The 17,375-nt window shown below is 49.3% G+C and carries 19 protein-coding genes; 1 reads left to right on the forward strand and 18 read right to left on the reverse strand.

All coding sequences use genetic code 11. The features are described 5' to 3' along the window. Window positions 1-146 precede the first annotated feature (146 nt). From tatC to ACFQZE_RS12705, 6 genes are all read right to left on the reverse strand, one after another. A complete protein-coding gene (tatC, locus tag ACFQZE_RS12680; protein WP_379357404.1) occupies window positions 147-947 on the reverse strand; it encodes a twin-arginine translocase subunit TatC in 801 nt (266 codons plus the stop codon). 54 nt (window positions 948-1,001) lie between these two features. After that, complete coding sequence (locus ACFQZE_RS12685; protein ID WP_379357406.1) at window positions 1,002-1,235, reverse strand: twin-arginine translocase TatA/TatE family subunit; 234 nt, start codon at window positions 1,233-1,235, stop codon at window positions 1,002-1,004. A gap of 68 nt (window positions 1,236-1,303) precedes the next feature. After that, window positions 1,304-2,362: a molybdopterin-binding protein gene (locus tag ACFQZE_RS12690; RefSeq protein WP_379357408.1), complete on the reverse strand. Its 1,059-nt coding sequence runs from the start codon at window positions 2,360-2,362 to the stop codon at window positions 1,304-1,306. Continuing rightward, window positions 2,359-2,853: a MogA/MoaB family molybdenum cofactor biosynthesis protein gene (locus ACFQZE_RS12695; RefSeq protein WP_379357410.1), complete on the reverse strand. Its 495-nt coding sequence runs from the start codon at window positions 2,851-2,853 to the stop codon at window positions 2,359-2,361. Before ACFQZE_RS12695 ends, ACFQZE_RS12690 begins: the two co-directional genes overlap by 4 nt. Window positions 2,854-2,891: 38 nt before the next feature. After that, the gene (gene moaC / locus ACFQZE_RS12700) at window positions 2,892-3,359 is read right to left on the reverse strand and encodes a cyclic pyranopterin monophosphate synthase MoaC (protein ID WP_379357413.1); all 468 of its coding nucleotides are present in this window, start codon (window positions 3,357-3,359) and stop codon (window positions 2,892-2,894) included. Window positions 3,360-3,361: 2 nt separating this feature from the next. Further along, window positions 3,362-4,021, reverse strand: a complete 660-nt coding sequence (locus tag ACFQZE_RS12705; RefSeq protein ID WP_379357415.1) for a 5-formyltetrahydrofolate cyclo-ligase — start codon at window positions 4,019-4,021, stop codon at window positions 3,362-3,364. Between the two features lie 196 nt (window positions 4,022-4,217). Here ACFQZE_RS12705 and ACFQZE_RS12710 point away from each other — a divergent pair, with 196 nt between their 5' ends. Continuing rightward, entirely contained in the window at window positions 4,218-6,149 is a 1,932-nt protein-coding gene (locus ACFQZE_RS12710) for an ABC-F family ATP-binding cassette domain-containing protein (protein ID WP_379357417.1), read from the forward strand. A gap of 95 nt (window positions 6,150-6,244) precedes the next feature. On the opposite strand, the gene ACFQZE_RS12715 is transcribed toward ACFQZE_RS12710, so the two are convergent. The 12 genes from ACFQZE_RS12715 to tsaE form a co-directional block, all read right to left on the reverse strand. Beyond that, window positions 6,245-6,895 carry a response regulator transcription factor gene (locus ACFQZE_RS12715; RefSeq protein ID WP_379357419.1) on the reverse strand — a complete coding sequence of 217 codons (651 nt, stop codon included), beginning with the start codon at window positions 6,893-6,895 and terminating at the stop codon, window positions 6,245-6,247. Then, a complete protein-coding gene (locus tag ACFQZE_RS12720; RefSeq protein ID WP_379357421.1) occupies window positions 6,873-9,269 on the reverse strand; it encodes an ATP-binding protein in 2,397 nt (798 codons plus the stop codon). Before ACFQZE_RS12720 ends, ACFQZE_RS12715 begins: the two co-directional genes overlap by 23 nt. 29 nt (window positions 9,270-9,298) lie before the next feature. Continuing rightward, a complete protein-coding gene (locus tag ACFQZE_RS12725; protein WP_379357423.1) occupies window positions 9,299-9,469 on the reverse strand; it encodes a hypothetical protein in 171 nt (56 codons plus the stop codon). A 151-nt stretch (window positions 9,470-9,620) separates the two neighbouring features. Next, on the reverse strand, window positions 9,621-10,550 hold the full coding sequence (locus tag ACFQZE_RS12730; protein ID WP_379357425.1) for a polyprenyl synthetase family protein: 930 nt from the start codon (window positions 10,548-10,550) through the stop codon (window positions 9,621-9,623). A 196-nt stretch (window positions 10,551-10,746) separates the two neighbouring features. Further along, complete coding sequence (locus ACFQZE_RS12735) at window positions 10,747-11,490, reverse strand: ABC transporter ATP-binding protein (protein ID WP_379357427.1); 744 nt, start codon at window positions 11,488-11,490, stop codon at window positions 10,747-10,749. A 531-nt stretch (window positions 11,491-12,021) separates the two neighbouring features. Continuing rightward, window positions 12,022-13,575, reverse strand: a complete 1,554-nt coding sequence (locus ACFQZE_RS12740) for a 2-isopropylmalate synthase (RefSeq protein ID WP_379358208.1) — start codon at window positions 13,573-13,575, stop codon at window positions 12,022-12,024. A gap of 194 nt (window positions 13,576-13,769) precedes the next feature. Beyond that, on the reverse strand, window positions 13,770-13,913 hold the full coding sequence (locus tag ACFQZE_RS12745) for a hypothetical protein (protein ID WP_379357429.1): 144 nt from the start codon (window positions 13,911-13,913) through the stop codon (window positions 13,770-13,772). A 339-nt stretch (window positions 13,914-14,252) separates the two neighbouring features. Then, complete coding sequence (locus ACFQZE_RS12750) at window positions 14,253-14,390, reverse strand: hypothetical protein (protein WP_379357431.1); 138 nt, start codon at window positions 14,388-14,390, stop codon at window positions 14,253-14,255. Window positions 14,391-14,528: 138 nt separating this feature from the next. Further along, window positions 14,529-15,587, reverse strand: a complete 1,059-nt coding sequence (gene tsaD / locus ACFQZE_RS12755) for a tRNA (adenosine(37)-N6)-threonylcarbamoyltransferase complex transferase subunit TsaD (protein ID WP_379357433.1) — start codon at window positions 15,585-15,587, stop codon at window positions 14,529-14,531. After that, window positions 15,584-16,078 carry a ribosomal protein S18-alanine N-acetyltransferase gene (gene rimI / locus ACFQZE_RS12760; protein ID WP_379357435.1) on the reverse strand — a complete coding sequence of 165 codons (495 nt, stop codon included), beginning with the start codon at window positions 16,076-16,078 and terminating at the stop codon, window positions 15,584-15,586. The genes tsaD and rimI overlap by 4 nt, the downstream gene beginning before the upstream one ends. Then, the gene (gene tsaB, locus ACFQZE_RS12765; protein ID WP_379357437.1) at window positions 16,075-16,887 is read right to left on the reverse strand and encodes a tRNA (adenosine(37)-N6)-threonylcarbamoyltransferase complex dimerization subunit type 1 TsaB; all 813 of its coding nucleotides are present in this window, start codon (window positions 16,885-16,887) and stop codon (window positions 16,075-16,077) included. The genes rimI and tsaB overlap by 4 nt, the downstream gene beginning before the upstream one ends. Next, on the reverse strand, window positions 16,880-17,374 hold the full coding sequence (gene tsaE / locus ACFQZE_RS12770; RefSeq protein ID WP_379358210.1) for a tRNA (adenosine(37)-N6)-threonylcarbamoyltransferase complex ATPase subunit type 1 TsaE: 495 nt from the start codon (window positions 17,372-17,374) through the stop codon (window positions 16,880-16,882). Before tsaE ends, tsaB begins: the two co-directional genes overlap by 8 nt. Window position 17,375 lies beyond the last annotated feature (1 nt).

The following is a 17,375-nucleotide window of genomic DNA, read 5'->3' on the forward strand; positions in this document are numbered from 1 at the left end:
TTTTCTAGTTAAACAATCATTTTAAACAAACGTTTAAAACATATGTTTAAAATATACTCCCGCCGCTTGAAGCTGTCAAGAACACAAAAAACCTGCCGTTTGTAAGCGGCAGGCGTAAAGCCCCTTCTATTTTGAAGGAGTCACTCTTATTCGGTTTCCAATTCCCATTTGGCATCGGCTATTTGCTGCTTTTTGTATACAAATCCCGACAGCATCAAACTGATTTCATACAACACGATAAGCGGTATAATAACAAGCACATCGGAAATAAAATCCGGAGGCGTAATGGTAATTCCAATGACGGCCATAATAAAATAGGCGAGACGCCGCATCTTCTTTAGCCGCAGCGGATTGACGATCCTAATCGCCGTTAGAAACATAATGAGCAAAGGAAGCTCAAAAAGCAGCGCGATGGGAATCAATATGCTGAACATAAAGGTAAAATATTGAACGACCCCATAGGTTTCCTCCAGCTGCAAATGGCTCGCTACCGTGCGGGTAAACTCAAATGCAAGCGGAAACACGACAAAATACGAAAACGCAAGGCCAATCAAAAACATAATCAGTGCAAAAGGCACATATTTCAACGTCGAACGCTGCTCATGCGGCAGAAGCGCTGGCTTTACAAAAGCCCATAGCTGATAGGTCGTAAAAGGCAGCGTAATGAGCAGCGCGATAACAAACGCAATTTTCATATACATGCCTATGCCGTCCCAAAGTGAAAACGTATGTAAAGTGAGCGTGTTTGCCGGCTCTTGGCTCATCAAATAATTGTACGCCGGCTCCGCAACGACAATTCCAAGCACAAGACCAAGCGCAAGCACAATCATCACTCCGATGAGGCGCTTGCGCAGTTCGCCAAGATGCTCCAGCAGCGGCATCAATCCGTCTTCGCGGAGCAAGCCTTTGCCTTCTCTAGTAACTCGATCCGTGCTTCCCTTCGTCATGAATCCCTACTGCTCCCTTCTATCGCCGTTCAAACAAGAAAAAAGCGGGCCCGCTTAGTCCGGAAGCCGCTTGTTTTCTTGCTCTTTCATTTCCGAACGATTGGTGACCTCAATCCGGTTGTCCTTGTCTCTGCGGTCTTCATCGTCCATAATTTCACGAGCCCCTGACTTAAACTCGCGGAGCGTCTTGCCGAACGCGCGGCCAAGCTCGGGAAGCTTGTTCGGTCCGAACAGCAGAAGAGCGATAAGGACAAGCAATATAATGCCCGTTACTCCAATTCCACCCATTTGGTATGCCTCCATATCTTCATTTGCAAATTTTACAATTCGATTATGTCACAACTTCTTTTCAAAAGCTAACAACCAAGCAATCCGCCGTAGCCCAACCCTATAATATCTTCGCGTACGATGCGGTCACCCGCCGCAATTCTCGGCAGCAGCACGTCAAAAGACGTATACGGATCATGCATGACACAGCCTGGCAGCCCCATAATCGGAACCTCTCCCAAGTAACCCATAAGCAGCATAGAGCCAGGCAGCATTGGCGTGCCGTAACTGACAATATCGGCCCCAGCCTCCTTAATCGCTCCGGGAGTCCGGTCATCGGGATCAACGGACATGCCACCCGTTACCAGTATCATATCATACCCTTGTCCAAGCAAATAGTGTATTTCCTTGACAATTGTTTGTCGATCATCCGGGGCAAAGCGCTGCTCCGCCACCTCAGAGCCAAGTGCCTGCAGCTTCTCCCGAACCGCCGGACCAAATTTATCTGCTATTCTGCCGGAAAAAACTTCGCCGCCCGTCGTGAGCAGACCCGCTCTAAGCTTGCAGAATGGTCGTACGCTAAGCGGAGCGGCACCTCCATTTGCCTCGCGGTAAATGCGCGCCAGCCGCTCAACTTCTATCACTTTGCTCTCGGGCACGACTAGAGGAATGGCTCTCGTTGCGGCAAGCGGACGTCCGGGCTGCACCACCGCATTCGTTTTGACGGTGGCCAGCGCAATTTCTCCCAACGCGTTAATCGCGTCAACCAGCTCGGGATTCACCTGCGCAAGACCCAATATGGGGGATTTAATGCTGACCTTTCCTTCGTGAGGCTCGCTCAAGCTTAAATCATCGCCCGCCAAAGCTGTCGCCATCCGGATAGCTGCATCGTCCTCATGTAAATCGCCATCGCCGAGTTCCATCGTGTAAATATGTTCTTTCCCGATATCAAGCAAACTTGGAATGTCTTCTTCCTGTATCAAATGACCCCGTTTAAACAAGCGGCCTTTAAACTGGCCCGGTACAATACGCGTCAAATCATGGGCTAGTCTGAGCCCTACCGCTTCATGAACGGGCACTTCTTTTAACGTGGTAGTGGTTCCGCTCGGAGTATAGCTCTCGTTGTCTTGACTTAGCGAATCCGTCATCCGTTATGCTCTCCCAATTGCCCGGACAAGATGGCGAGGGCGTGAGGCAGTTGGTCCATAATCGCCATCAGGCTTTCATGAACGCCTTTAGGACTGCCTGGCAAATTGACGATCAGCGAGCTTCCGCGAATGCCGCAAACGCCTCTGGATAACATGGCGCGGCGCGTTTTTTGAAGGGCGCCCATCCGCATCGCTTCCGCAAGGCCGGGCACTTCACGGTCGATCACCTTAAGCGTTGCTTCAGGCGTGATATCGCGCGGTGCAAGACCCGTTCCGCCTGTCGTAAGCACCAAATCCGCTTGATAATATTCCGTCATTTCGATAATGGCCGCCATAATTTCGTCTTGCTCGTCCGGCACAATCCGATAATCGACAATCTGGCCACCAAGCTCTTCCTCCACCAGCTCCCTGATGACCTGAGCGCTCGTGTCTTCGCGTTCCCCGCGGGAGCCCTTGTCGCTAGCCGTAAGTAGCGCAACTTTCCACTGCATGTTCCATTCCTCCCGTCCCTTATTCGATCAAAAGGGCTTCAGCGCTTATAGTCTCCGCTTTTTCCGCCCGTTTTCGCTATGAGCTGAGTTGGGCCGATGATCATATCTTTTTGCAGAGCCTTGCACATGTCGTATACCGTCAATGCGGCGGCCGATACGGCAGTGAGCGCCTCCATCTCAACCCCTGTTTTCCCCGTTGTTTTTACCGTTGCTTCTATGTAAAGCTCATCCACGCCGTTGTCGCCAAACACAAGATTGACGCCTGTTAGAGGCAGCGGATGACACATGGGAATAAAGTCCGACGTTTTTTTCGCCGCCATTACAGCAGCTACTTGCGCAACGGCAAGCACATCGCCTTTTCCGACTTTTCCTTCTTTAATCTTCGTCAGAGTATCGCTCGACATTCGAACTGTCGTTCCTGCGACCGCTTCCCTTTTGGTTACTTCTTTATCGGAGATGTCCACCATTCGGGCTCTGCCTTGTTCGTTAAAATGAGTCAGTTCCATCTCTATTCGTCGCCCCCGCTTCCCTGTAAACGCAACGGAACGGGCTCATAAACCTCTTTTTCCGTCACAATGCCGTTCAATTGCAGATCATGGGCTTCCAGCGGAACACGTTCCACCAATTGCGCTTCGTAACCAGCGCCTAGCCATATCGGCTTCTTGCGTTTCTCCTTCGAAAGCTTGCCGATTGCCTCTACTGCCGCATCCGCAAAGCGATCGTAATAACCGCCGCCGTAGCCTAGCCGGCCCCCCTGCAAATCGTAGGCGAGTCCTGGCACAACAATGACATCCGGCCAAACAGTTTGTTGAAGCCGCTTTGCCCGGTTCGGATCAGGCTCCAAAATGCCGTAAGAGCCAGCTTCAAGCTCATCCCAATCGGCAAGCCTATAAAGCTCCATTGTCCGATCGGCCGGGATACAGCGCGGAACGATCACTTCGATTCCCTGCTCCCAGCACCACTCTATAAAAGAGGACAAATCAAGCTCGCTGCGAAAAGATATGTATACCATGACGGAACGATAGTCTCTGCTCTGCATCCATTTAGTCAGCCGCATGCCGGCCGCCTCCGACCATTCCTTGCGAAGCTCAGAACAAATCCCGTTCCGCCTGCCCGCCATCTGCGAGCGAAAAGCCGCTTTGTCCAGACCTTCTTGGTGAGCCGACATTGTGTTTCATCCCATCTTCCGTTTTGCACGCGCCGCATCGCTCTTTTTGTCAGATTCGCTATGTATTGGCATCGTCCATTCTTACTTGTAGTGTACCATTGTTATACAACTTTCGCCAATGCCGGCGCTAGTTTGTGGTAAACTAATAGATAATGCCTCTAATGGCTGCATGTAATTACGAAGCGGAGGTTCCAACATGCTGTTGCAAGTATCCAATGTGTCCAAAAGCTATGGCGTTAGCGCCATCTTATCCAATATATCAATGCAAGTTCAAGAAAAGGAGCGAATCGGCCTTGTCGGGGTCAATGGCGCCGGCAAATCGACGCTGCTCAAAATTATCGCGGGAGAGCTGACTCCGGATTCCGGCGAAATCCATAAAGCAAAGGAAGTTCGGCTTGGCTATCTAGCGCAAAACAGCGGTTTGCAGTCGAATCGCTCCATCATAGAGGAAATGAGAGCCGTATTCGCTCATTTGATCGATGCGGAACAGGAGCTTCGCGATTTGGAAATTAAAATTGCCGATCCCGCTTACCATGCCGACGAAAAAAAATATGCGGATACGCTGGACAAATACGCCAAGCTGTCCGACTGGTTCCGCGAGCAAGGCGGATTCGAAATCAATACCCGCATCAACAGCGTTTTGCACGGCATGGGCTTCGGCAGCTTCGATCCTGGCACCGTTATTTCCACTTTAAGCGGCGGTCAAAAAACGAGGCTTGCGTTGGCCCGCATTTTGCTCCAAGCGCCCGATCTGCTAATGCTGGACGAGCCGACCAACTATTTGGACATCGAAACGCTCACTTGGCTCGAATCGTACTTGCGCGGATATCCCGGCGCAATTGTTGTCGTCTCTCACGACAGATATTTTCTCGATGCGCTCACGGGAATTACAATTGAAATCGAACGCCATGCCGCGAAGCGTTATACCGGCAACTACAGCCGCTTTATGGAATTAAAAGCTGCTGAATACGAAATTAATATGAAGCATTTTGAAAAACAGCAGGAAGAAATTCATAAGATGGAGCAATTTATTCAGCGCAACATCGTTCGAGCTTCTACGACCAAAAGAGCCCAAAGTCGGAGGAAGTCACTGGAAAAGATGGATAAAATGGATAGACCGATGGGCGATTTGAAAAAAGCTCACTTTTCTTTTGAAATCGAACGCATGACAGGCAAAGAAGTGCTGAACGTAAGCGGCCTGTCGGTCACATTTCCCGGTAAGGACATTCCCCTGTTCCGGAACGTCGGCTTCCAATTGACCCGTGGCGAAACAGTCGCACTTATCGGCCCTAACGGCATTGGCAAATCAACGCTATTAAAAACGATGGTCGGGCAGCTTGAACCTTCAACGGGCACGATTCAGTTCGGAACTCATGTCAAGCTCGGCTACTATGATCAAGAGCATACCCGCTTGAATGCGCAAAACACCATTCTAGAGGAAGTATGGAGCGAGTATCCACATATGGAGGAAGCGAGAATTCGCACCGTTTTAGGCAACTTCTTGTTTAGCGGCGAAGATGTGCTGAAACGGATTTCCTCACTGAGCGGCGGAGAAAAAGCCCGCGTCTCCTTAGCTAAGCTGATGCTCGCTCAAGCGAATGTGCTTATACTGGACGAGCCGACCAACCATCTCGATCTTTATAGCAAAGAAGTGCTTGAGGCTGCTCTGCTGGATTATGAAGGCACCTTGTTTTTTATTTCCCATGACCGTTACTTCCTTAATAAAATGGCGGAGCGCATTGTCGAATTGGGGCCGCAAGGCGTAGAGCATTTCCTGGGAAATTATGACGAAATGTTGGATAAGAAACGCGAAATCGAGGAGGCCAAGCAGGAAGCGCTAGAAGGACAAAGCAGTTCCAAAAAAGGAACGGCTCCAGAAGCCGCTGCTCCTACCTCTTACGAAGCGGAGAAACAGGCAAAACGGGAGGAGAGAAGCCGCCAGCGCAAGCTTGAGCAGCTCGAAGCCGAAATTGCCACGCTGGAAGAGCAAATTGTGGAGCTGGAGGAACAACTCGCCGATCCTGAAGTATTCAATAATTATATTCGCATACAGGAGCTTCAGGCTGAAATCGAGGGCAAAAAGGCATCGCTCGCCGCTGCCTACGAGCAATGGGAACAATATATGTAAGAAAGCGTAAGCCTCATAAGCCGTAATAGCTTATGAGGCTTATTTGTTGTCCAAATTTCGCCTTCCGATGAAACAAACGCGAAACCGCCGAATGGCTAATACTGCTCCATACTGATTAAACCCAGACGTTTGGCCTCCCGTATCGCCTCCGACCGGGATCTCACGTTCAGCTTCTCAAAAATTTTAGTCAACTGGTATTCTACGTTTCTTTGGCTGACATGCAGCATAATGGCTAACTCTTTATTGCTTACGCCTGCGGCAACCTCATGAAGAATCGTCATTTCCTTTTCGTTGATGGACACGTCTTCGATAGACAGCTCAGGCCTGGAAATCGACACCTCGTGTCGCCGAAGCTGCTTGAGCAAAGAAATCGGAATGACCGCTTCCCCGCGCAGCGCACACCGAATCGAGTTGTGAAGCTGCTCTCTGGACGCCGTTTTGGAAATAAAGCCGGAAACGCCGGATTCCACCAGCAAATTAAAATGTGTGCCGATTTCGTAGCCTGAATAAATAACCACTTTTCTTTCCGGGTCGTTTTGAATCAACCTTTTTGTCAATTCCAAACCGCTAATGCCCGGCATATTCAAATCGCACAAAATAATATCAAAAGGTTCCATATGAACTTTATCAAGCGCTTCAAGCGCAGACAAAGCAACCGTCACCTTCATATCATCATCTTGCTCGATCATCGTTTTCGTTCCTTCTCCTACGGAAGGATGATCATCAACTAATAAGATACGAATCACGTGATATTCCCCTCTCCGAAAGTCCGCTCGACACAATGATCGGCATCAAAATGATGACCTCCAGGCCTTTGCTGCGTTCCGAATAGAAGGAAATATCCCCTTCAAGACTTGCAACACGTTCCTTAATACCTGATAAGCCCATGTGCTCAAACGATTCCACCATATGTTTCATATCCATACCGACGCCATCGTCCTGATAGCGGAAATAAATCGTCCCTTCGCGCAGCTCCAGCTCCATTTTGACCAGCTTTGCCCCGGAATGTTTGTCCGCATTGCGAAGAAGCTCCTGAACAATCCGGTAAATCGCCGTAATTTGCTCTTCATCCATAGGTTCGTGAATAAAGGAAGCTTGAAATTGCACTTCAAAATTGACGCGCATTTGCGTATGCTCGATAATCGATTCCACAGCTTCGACAACCCCCATTTCCTTAAGCAGAGGGGGTCTTAGCTCATTGCATGTTTCCCTAATTTGATGAATGACGTCAAGCAAACCTTCCTTAATATCTTCCAGCTCTTGACCGAGCGTTTCCGTCAATGGATGATCCATCATGATGGATTCCAGCTTGCGATACCATAACAGCTGATCTTGCAAGGCGGAATCATGCAAGTCGGCCGCCAGTTTTCTGCGTTCATTTTCCGAGAGGCAAAACAGCATCCGCAGCACCCACGGCGAAGTGGTCTGCTCCTTGCGAACCTCCGACTCCAAATCCTCGATCAGCCCCTCAATTAAATAGAGGTTTTCAAATACAATGCTGGAGTAATTGGCCATCGTTTTGAGCCAGCGAATTTCGTCGGAATTGAACCTTGTATGGTTCGTTTTGAGACCGATCCACAAAATATGATAGCGAGAGCGCTGTCTGCCGATGATAAGCCCAAGACCGTACGGCAAATCGATCAATTCGCCCAGCTTGAACGTATTGACGATGCCGAGCAGAAAGTCTCCCGTCACTTTTTCCTCATGGCTGTCGCTCAGCGGGAATACAGCTTGCTCCGACTGATCGACAATGAGAAACTTAATGCGGTTAACAGGCAACAGAGAGCTGATCTCCTGTTTCAAAACCACTTCCAAATCCGCTTGCTTCATCACCCTTGCGATGCTCCGGGAAAAGCGGTCGAGACTGTCCTGATAGCTGTACATTGCTTTAAACAAACGCGGGCGAAAGCGATGGTCGATTTGTTCCTTGGCATAAAGAAACAGAGTCATCCCGATAAAGGCAATAAAAAATATGCCTACCCAAACGGACCAAGCGCTCTTTTCCTCGCCAAGCAAAATAACCGAGCTCGCAGTCGCCACCATCATCGCCGGAAATAAGGATAATGCCACGTAATATTTGAACCGTGTCAATATAAAGTCGATATCGAACAACTGATTGGACGTCGACAAATAAAAATAAACGACCGGCAATATAAACAAAAATAAAGCGGTAAACGCGGGCGGCAAAATTTGATTCGCTCCAAACAATTGCGGCAGCAAGTTCAATGTCGCAAACGGAGTGAAAGCAACCAAATGGGACACTAATGTAATCGTAAACAAAGATTTAAGCTTTGTGTTCCGGTGCTGAATAAATTTCCCGACCAGCTTTACGGTGCATAAGACATTGCCGAGCATGACAATTGCGCTATACGCGCCCTTTATATATGTAAACGCTTCGATAGAAAATACATCCGTCCAAATATACAGGAGGCTAAAAATACTAAGCACTACCACTGCAGCATATAAGAACCAAAGCGCCTTTTGGCTTATTAAAATAGCTTCGAACCTTTTTAAATAGATATTCATAAAGTTCATAAAGAGCAGTGGGATGTTAGGCAAAAACACATAGATAATCGATAGCCCGATTGAATCCCTTAAAATGGAGGCGGATGAACTGTAGTAACATACTCCTATGGAAAGGAAAAACAATATAAGCAGTATTGCTGCGGGGTCGTTTCGTCTCTTTACATATAAAAAGACGGAAAACGCAAAAAAGATAATAAGCGATATTCCGGGAATAACTAACTGCAGCAACAATTCCAATGTCGAGTGTTCGCCTGACCAAGCTTTTGAAAACTTGATATATTCAATGGCCCCGTCTTTATGGGTGACGAGGACGTTATCCGCATACTCCAGCGAGTTGTACTTGATCACTTTATCAAATTGTTCCGCCGGCTTCCCGTTTACGGCAACAATAATGTCACCTTCTTGAAGGCCGACCAATCTGGCTTGTCCTTCCGGCTCAACCGACTCGATGACATAACCTTCAGCGGGATGATAAGCCAAGACAGCCCTAATCGAAGGCGTTTTCAAAATGACGATTGTCAAATAAATGAGGACAATAGCTAAAACTGTGAGGAAGAAGGTTGTTATGACTCGTTTATATAGTGCGGATTTCATACAACCTCTTCCTTTCAGCCATTAGTTCGTTAGTTCCAAATGTATGCGTAGCCGCCTTTTTTACTCTCGTTGTTTTTCATTTCGTTTAGCAGAGCCTTCTGCTCAGCTGCGGATACGCCTGCAAATTGAAGCTGTCCATTCAATGCAAGGGACATATTTTCCGTGCTGCTGGCCAATTGACGAATCGTTTCTTTTAACATACTAAAACTCCTCCGCATCTCTACTAAAAGTATAGGTCTTCACGTACCTTTATAGTACATTTATACTATATCAATTTAGTATCTACCTGCAAACGCAAACATCATTCGTATTTACCGAAATGCCGTTTGCGTGGTTTGCGCGGTTCATGCGTTAAGCGAATTCGCCTGTCAGCAGCTGAATCACTCTATCTTTCGACTTGGAATCAGCCTCTATTGCCAAAAATCTGTCCTGAAACTTGTCATAGTGCATTCGGCTTATAACCGAACCATACAACAATACGCCCGACTGCTCGCATATTTGGAGAAACAAGGAATGCTTGTCCCGAATGTCTTCCTTTGGGCTGCGTCCTTCGTAATAGTCCCTCATCCAGCCCGACTGCTCCTCAGGACCCTCCAGCAAATAAAGGGTGAGCAGCGTCTTTTTTTTGCCAAGAAAATCGCTTTTTTCGTCCCAGCGGAGCAAATCTCTGCAATCGTTCCGAATTTGAGCCGCAATACCGAGATCAGCCGCATACATAGCCACCTCTTCATTCCAAGGCCGCCCGGCCGCCAATACTCCAGCCATACAAGCCAAGACGAGCAATGAAGAAGATTTTTGCCGCACCATTTCGAGAAATGGCTCCTCCTCCTGTATCGTGTTCATCAGATCCAGCATCTGGCCGTTCGCGGAGCGCAGCATTTGTTTGTTCATCATAACGGCAAGCTCACCGCGCAAGGCGACGTCTGCTACAGAGTCCAGCAAGGTTTGCTGGGAGAGAGTCATTAGAGAAGCTGCCACATGCAGAGCATGCGGCGCCGGCACTCCCATCCATGGCATAGAGGGAGCATCCTCATCCTCAAGATCGTCCAAAATATCGGAAGCAAGCACAAAAAGCTCAACCGCTGCCGCGGCCCGAGCAATATCGGCTGAATGCCCCTCAAACATATAGTAATGAGCTGCTGTCAATTCGCCGAACAACATGGACCCCTTTAACTTCTCCTCAACAAAAAGAAGCGCATAACGCTTTAGAGGCTCCGCAGTACAATACGTTTCGATGGCCTCTTGCATCCGCAAAGCTATATGATCCCTGTATGCTGGCACAAATGATCCTCCGCAATATACAATAATATGCCAATTATACTATGAATGGCGTGCGGATACATCCCCTAAGTCCTTCTTCTTTTTTTCACCCCCGTTTCTTTTCATTAAAATTAATGCGATCATTTCCATCCTTTTCTCCACTAGACTTTTTCTCTCGCTGGACGGATTGTAGCCGCTTTCACTTGGTCTCATTGAATTAAACTTTAACACCTCCTGCTTCGCCGACAGCATAATACATATATACTGCTTCCATCGTGAGCCCCCCTCTTGGCAGCTCGTCGATCAGCTTCGTCGGACTGTCGCATGCGACAAGCTTTCCTTCGCGCATAACCCCGACACGGTCGCAGTGATATTGGATTTCCGTCATGTCATGCGAAATAATAACGATCGTTTTTCCTTGCAGCTTGAGCGAAGCGAGTATGGCCCAATACTCTTTTTTCGCTTGGGCGTCCAGTCCCGTTGTAGGCTCGTCCAGAAAAATGATAGAGGGATCATTCACAACCGCAATGGCTAAAGTGATGCGCTGCCGAAGACCTCCCGACAGGCGTCTCACCACTTTCTCCTCGTAAGGCGCCAGGCCGAATTGCTTAATAATGGCGCTGATATCGTTTTTTTTAGCATAAAATCCTTGAAACATCTCAAGCGCTTCCCTAACCGTCATTTTATCAACGAGAGAAGTGCTCTGCATAAAAATATTAATATGTTCTTTCAGCTTTTCCGCTTCTGATTTCATGTCGATTCCTAAAATGTGCAGCTTGCCCTCATCGGGGCTCTGGTTTCCGGAAAGCAGTTCCAGCAAGGTCGTCTTGCCTGCGCCGTTTTTTCCGATTACTCCGAATATCTCGCCTTGTTTCACCTGAAAGGATACTTGCTTGATCGCATTATTCGTTCCGAAGTATTTGCTGACTGTGTCCATCTGAATAATTGCTTGCTTATCCATTCGGTCTGCCTCCGTATTCGTTATATTGATAATACGATATCGCATACCTGTTTTGTTTTCACCGAAAAACTCATTAGTAATTAGCGCAAAATAAATTGCGCCCCGAAGCTTATTTCATAGTTATACACAACAATATCCACAACAGTGCATAAATTGTTAGTTAATTCAGTCGAAATATATAACGAATGGGCCCTACTGAAAGTCGCATTTCCCGCATAAATGTCGTTTCGCAATAAAGAACATGAGTATTTGTCCACATTATCCACATTTCCCACAGCGGAATCATGAAAAAACTATCCCCGTTTGCAAGTTGATATTAAAATATTGTAAACCTTTTGTATTGCGGATTTATTAAATATATTCACACAATTCTGTAGATATGTGGATAACATTGTGCACAAGCTCATTTCCCCACTTTTCATACGCGGCATAAAAAAAGGAAGCAAGCTCGCATTCGAGCCGCCTCCCACTCCTCTTAACATCGTCTGCAACTCGCACAACCTGCCTAGATAAAGCACTCATAGCCTCTAGTTAGTTGGCGCCATCTTTCGCTTCTGGCTCTTCGTGAATGCCTCCGGCTTTCATAATGGCCTGATTGCACGCGGAAATATACGCTTCGGCCGCAGCCAAAACAATGTCTTTGTGGATAGAAGTGCCCCGGTACCTTTTCCCGTTGTGGATAATACTTACAACAGCTTCGCCGTGAGCGTCCTCGCCTGTTGACAACGAGTGCAGTTCCAGGTCCTCGAACTCAACCGATACGGGAAACGCCTGCCCAATCGCATGAATAACCGCTTCGATCGGTCCTGTCCCCATAGCCATATAAGATTTTTCCGTCCCATGCTCATTTTCCTTAATCGTTACGGTTGCGCTTCTAGAACGCTGAGTTCCGGCATGAACGTGCAGATCAACCAAAACAAACGGGTCAGGCTGCGTCTTCGTCATATCCCCGACAATTCGGATCAACTGGTCGTCGGTCACCATTTTTTGCTGGTCGGCTACCTCTTTAAAGCGGTCATAAACCTGGCGCAGCTCCTCCTCCGTCACCGTGACGCCATATTCAGACAACCGATGCTTAATGGCATGGCTGCCCGAATGTTTGCCCAAAATAATCATGCTGCGCGAGATGCCCATCGCTTCGGGGTCCATAATCTCGTACGTGTTGCGGTTTTTGAGCAGGCCGTCTTGATGAATGCCCGATTCGTGCTGAAAAGCGTTGCGGCCGACAATCGGCTTATTGTACGCAATTGGAAAATTCATCGTCCGGCTGACCAGCCGTGATGTTTCATAAATTTCGCTAATCGAAATATTCGTCTCCGCCATCAGGGCGTCTTTTCTCGTTTCAATCGCCATGACCAGCTCTTCCAGCGAACAATTGCCCGCCCTCTCCCCAATTCCATTTACCGTAACTTCAATCTGAGTCGCTCCGGCGTTGATCGCCGCCAAACTGTTGGCTACCGCCATTCCAAGATCGTTATGGCAGTGCGCGCTATAGCGAACCGTATCTCCGCCCCTCGCCTCTTTGCGGACCGCATGGAAAATGTCCGTTATTTCATTTGGCATCGCGTACCCAAGCGTATCCGGCAAATTAATAATCGTTGCCCCTTCGGATATAACAGCCTCCACCAATTGAATAACAAATTCCCGTCCTGAACGTGTGGAATCCATCGCCGAAAATTCAATTTCATCGACAAACTGCTTGCCGTACGCTACCATCTGACGTGCAATTTGAATCACTTCGTCCCGCGATTTTCGAAGCTGATGATTCAAATGAATGTCTGAGGAGGAGATGAACAGGTGCAGACGTCTCTTTGCCGCGTCCTGTGTAGCTTTCACCGCTGCGTCGATATCCGCTTTGACCGCTCGGGCGAAACCGGCAATCTCCACTCCTTGAAGCTCTCTTGATATTTGCTGAACCGCGGCAAACTCTCCCGGACTGGACACTGGAAAACCTGGCTCAATTACATCGATGCCTAGCTTCGCCAGTTGGCGGGCAATTACAATTTTTTTCTCCGGAGCGATGGAGGCTCCCGGCGATTGTTCCCCGTCTCTTAGCGTTGTATCAAAAATTTGAATTTTTTTCATTTCGGTTGTCATGGCGAATGCCCTCCTAAAATTTGTTATAGGTAAAATAAAAAAAGCTTGCCGTCTCTATGAAGAGACGACAAGCTTGCGCTATGCCGTGGTACCACTCTACTTGATTTCGCCCAGCCGGGGCAGCCGCAAAAGGACCCTTTCCCGCTGTTCAGCGAAATCCGCTTAAGGCCCGATGACGGCGGCTAACCGTAGCAACGTACGCCCGCATTCATCGTCCATCGATGAATCCGGCTTTCCTGAAGCTCCGCTCCCAGGCGAGTTTCGAACTTCCGCTTCGACTGCGTCGCACCATCCCGCAGCTCTCTGAACGTATGGCATGCGCCCATTTCAGCCGCAACTGCGACTGAGGGTCTGCCTCGTTAATCCGGCTTAAGCTCTACTTGCTCCTGTTCCCAGCGTTTTCATTCTATTCAGCTTTTGTCAGCACTGTATTTGTCCCGCCATATCCATAACTGCTACTTCGTATCAACAAAAAAAAGCCTGTCGTCTCTATATTCAAGAGACGACAGGCTATTATGACCCGCGCGGTACCACCCTTGTTGACAGCCTCACGTTCATTGCACAAACGAATCGGCTTGCCCACCTTTACCATAAGTACGGCTCCGGATGCCGTTCCTTATGAACCTCTTCACGGAGGTTAACCGTAGCCATGTAACAGCGCTTCGTCAGCCGAATAACGGCTTATAAAGCAGCATGCTTCCATCGCTCCGCTCCCAGGCGAGCTTCGTTCCCATCTTCGGCTGCGTTGCACCATCCCGCAGCTCTCTGCGCCTTGCCAAGGCGGAAATTTCATTCCCGGCCATGCTTCAGGCGATCCCCGATCGGTTCTACTGTTCCTGTTCTATGCGTTTGTTCCATATGAGGTTGAAGTATTGTTGCTTATTATATGCCTTAAGCAATTATCTGTCAATTGCGATTCCCATTTTTTCAAAAACAGTTTCCTAGCAAGACCAAAGCTCCAGTTGCAAGCCGGGATCTCCCTTCATGTCCAGCTCGCTGAACTGGGCGCGCTTCAGCTTCAAATGAGCCGCTGCGCCAATCATCGCCGCATTGTCTGTACATAGCGACAACGGAGGAATAAGCAGCGCAACCTTCTCCTTCTCGCAGCGAGAGGAAAGCTCCGCCCTCAGGCCCCGGTTAGCGGCAACTCCTCCGCACAGAAGCAACTGCTTCGCACCGTATTCGTCCACCGCCCTAATGGCCTTTTCGACCAAAACCTCAATGACAGACTCTTGAAATCCTCGAGCAAGCGCGGCTTCGTCAAGCTCCAGTCCCTTCATGCGCGTCTGATTGATGACGGCGAGCACTGCCGACTTTAGCCCGCTGAAACTGAAATCGTAGCTTCCTGCTTCGAGCCACGCCCTTGGCAAAACGATCGCCTGCTCAGCCTGAGCTGCAAGCTTGTCAATATGTGGCCCCCCCGGATAAGGCAAATGCAAAGCGCGCGCCACTTTGTCGTACGCTTCTCCCACCGCATCATCCCTTGTCCGTCCAATGACGCGGAATCGGCCCTCCTCCTCCAGCAGCACAAGCTCCGTATGCCCGCCGGATACAACAAGCGCCATACATGGATATTCCAGCTCGTGAACCAGCTCGTTGGCATAGATATGGCCCGCGATATGATGCGTGCCGATAAGCGGGATATCGAGAGCGAGCGCCAAGCTTTTGGCTGCAACAATTCCTACAAGCAGCGCGCCTACAAGGCCCGGACCTTCGGTAACCGCAATCGCCGTCAAATCTTCCAGACGGTGCCCGGATTCACGAACGGCTTGCTCGATAATAAGCGTGATCGTCTCCACATGTTTGCGCGAAGCAATTTCCGGCACCACTCCGCCGAAACGTTCATGAATGTCGATCTGGCTCGACACGACGTTGGACAAAATATGTTTGCCGCCTCTGACGACTGAAGCGGATGTTTCATCGCAGCTAGTCTCGATTGCGAGGATAAGCGCATCGTCAAAAGATCGGTTTTCCTGATCATTATTTTCGTATAAATTCAATTGCGGTTCTCTCCCGTCTTCTGTGAACCAACGTTCAATTCAGCCCACATAATGAGCGCATCCTCTTCATTGTCGGAATAATAGCGAGGACGAATGCCGGATGGCTCAAATCCGTATTTCAGGTACAGACTTTGGGCAATCGTGTTGGATGCCCGAACTTCCAGCGTCATTTTGGCCGCCCCAAAGTGAAGGGCTTTATGCTGAAGCTGCTCAAGCAGCCGATTGCCAAGTCCCTTGCCCCTAGCGTCGGCACGTATAGCGATATTCGTAATATGGGCTTCGTCCATAATGATCCACATCCCGCCGTAGCCCAGCAGCTCGCCGTTGCCTTCCATGACATAATAACGGGCAAACATATTGTTGTTCAGCTCATTATGGAACGCTTCTTCCGACCAAGGACTCGTAAACGCTTCTTGCTCGATAGCGATAATATAAGGAATATCCTCTTTGACCATAGGGCGAAACACGATCTCGTTAGCAGCTTCGCTCATCCCTGGCTCCCGCTCTCGGCAGCCTGCTTCGCCTTCAGCTTCGCTTCGGCTTCCGTCACCTGCGTATAATTCGGAGCAAAGGTATGCGTATTTTCCACAAGGCCCGCCGCATGCCGCTGTTGTCCAAGCTCCGCTACAGCCCGCCCTTGTATCGCATGAGGATACAGTCTCACTTCAATGCCCGCCAGGCGGGCTTCTTCTTGCAATCTAACTGCGGATCCTTCATGCAGCGACAGGTCTCCCGTCAGCACCAGAACAGGACGCTTCTCCTCACCCTGCTCTTTGGCGCGCTGCAACAGCTCGTCCACCCAATCCGCCATCATTCGAACGCCGTCCTCCTGCAGTCTGCTCCAACCGGTGGAGTCTCCAGCGGCAGCGGTAAAACCTGCACTATACACTTGTCCTCTCCGGGCATCCATAATCGGCAGCACCCAATAAATGCCATGGGCTAAAGCTTCCCGAGCTTCCGCCTGCTCTCTCCAAGCGCCAAATGCGATCGCCTCTAGGCTAGATACTCCAATCAGAGGTTTGTTCCATACCCAAGCAAGCGTCTTTGCCGCCGTCACGGCAATTCTCATCCCTGTATATGAACCCGGTCCGTTGCCTACCGCAATCGCGTCCAGTCCATCTCGGGAAATGCCGGCTGCTTGCATCATGCTTTGGAGATGCGTAATGACATGTACGGAATGATTGCGTTCCGCAAGCGATTGAACTTCAGCCAGCAGCTCGCTCCCTTTCATAACGGCTCCCGCCATTGCCGCAGTCGACGTATCGAGGGCGATAATCGTTTTGTCATTCTTTTTATTCATGTTCCGTCGCTCCCATTCTGTCCCATCCTTCGCACCAGTGAACGTATGGCTCGCCGAGCCCCTTCATTCGAATAAGCCGCGCCTCTCCGCCCAAATGCTCAATATAAAGCTCCAGCCGATGAGGAGGCAGCAGCTCCGTAATGAGACTCGCCCATTCCACCACCGTAACGCCCGAACCGTAAAAATAATCGTCCAGCCCCAGTTCGTCGGCTTCATCAGCCGAGAGCCGGTACACATCCATATGGTAAAAGGGAAGCTGCTCCCCTTGATATTCTTTAATTATCGTAAAAGTAGGGCTGTTGACCACTCCTTGCACGCCAATTGCCGCTGCGAACGACTGCGAAAAAGCCGTTTTGCCGGCGCCGAGGTCTCCGTCCAAAGCGATGACCGTACCCGGCTTTGCCAGCCGTGCCAACTTCTCTGCTAGCCTAGCCGTATCCCGCAAACTTTCAATCCGAATATTCGCCAGCCCCGATTGTTGTTTCATA

It is taken from the genome of Paenibacillus sp. GCM10027627, assembly GCF_042675505.1.
Taxonomy (GTDB): Bacteria; Bacillota; Bacilli; order Paenibacillales; family Paenibacillaceae; genus Pristimantibacillus.

What these genes read in the sequence shown, in the direction of transcription:
- tatC (WP_379357404.1), bottom strand. Translation starts at nt 947, where the DNA reads ATGACGAAGGGAAGCACGGATCGAGTTACTAGAGAAGGCAAAGGCTTG.
- ACFQZE_RS12685 (WP_379357406.1), bottom strand. Translation starts at nt 1,235, where the DNA reads ATGGGTGGAATTGGAGTAACGGGCATTATATTGCTTGTCCTTATCGCT.
- ACFQZE_RS12690 (WP_379357408.1), bottom strand. Translation starts at nt 2,362, where the DNA reads ATGACGGATTCGCTAAGTCAAGACAACGAGAGCTATACTCCGAGCGGA.
- ACFQZE_RS12695 (WP_379357410.1), bottom strand. Translation starts at nt 2,853, where the DNA reads ATGCAGTGGAAAGTTGCGCTACTTACGGCTAGCGACAAGGGCTCCCGC.
- moaC (WP_379357413.1), bottom strand. Translation starts at nt 3,359, where the DNA reads ATGGAACTGACTCATTTTAACGAACAAGGCAGAGCCCGAATGGTGGAC.
- ACFQZE_RS12705 (WP_379357415.1), bottom strand. Translation starts at nt 4,021, where the DNA reads ATGTCGGCTCACCAAGAAGGTCTGGACAAAGCGGCTTTTCGCTCGCAG.
- ACFQZE_RS12710 (WP_379357417.1), top strand. Translation starts at nt 4,218, where the DNA reads ATGCTGTTGCAAGTATCCAATGTGTCCAAAAGCTATGGCGTTAGCGCC.
- ACFQZE_RS12720 (WP_379357421.1), bottom strand. Translation starts at nt 9,269, where the DNA reads ATGAAATCCGCACTATATAAACGAGTCATAACAACCTTCTTCCTCACA.
- ACFQZE_RS12725 (WP_379357423.1), bottom strand. Translation starts at nt 9,469, where the DNA reads ATGTTAAAAGAAACGATTCGTCAATTGGCCAGCAGCACGGAAAATATG.
- ACFQZE_RS12735 (WP_379357427.1), bottom strand. Translation starts at nt 11,490, where the DNA reads ATGGATAAGCAAGCAATTATTCAGATGGACACAGTCAGCAAATACTTC.
- ACFQZE_RS12740 (WP_379358208.1), bottom strand. Translation starts at nt 13,575, where the DNA reads ATGAAAAAAATTCAAATTTTTGATACAACGCTAAGAGACGGGGAACAA.
- ACFQZE_RS12745 (WP_379357429.1), bottom strand. Translation starts at nt 13,913, where the DNA reads ATGGGCGCATGCCATACGTTCAGAGAGCTGCGGGATGGTGCGACGCAG.
- ACFQZE_RS12750 (WP_379357431.1), bottom strand. Translation starts at nt 14,390, where the DNA reads ATGGCCGGGAATGAAATTTCCGCCTTGGCAAGGCGCAGAGAGCTGCGG.
- rimI (WP_379357435.1), bottom strand. Translation starts at nt 16,078, where the DNA reads ATGAGCGAAGCTGCTAACGAGATCGTGTTTCGCCCTATGGTCAAAGAG.
- tsaB (WP_379357437.1), bottom strand. Translation starts at nt 16,887, where the DNA reads ATGAATAAAAAGAATGACAAAACGATTATCGCCCTCGATACGTCGACT.
- tsaE (WP_379358210.1), bottom strand. Translation starts at nt 17,374, where the DNA reads ATGAAACAACAATCGGGGCTGGCGAATATTCGGATTGAAAGTTTGCGG.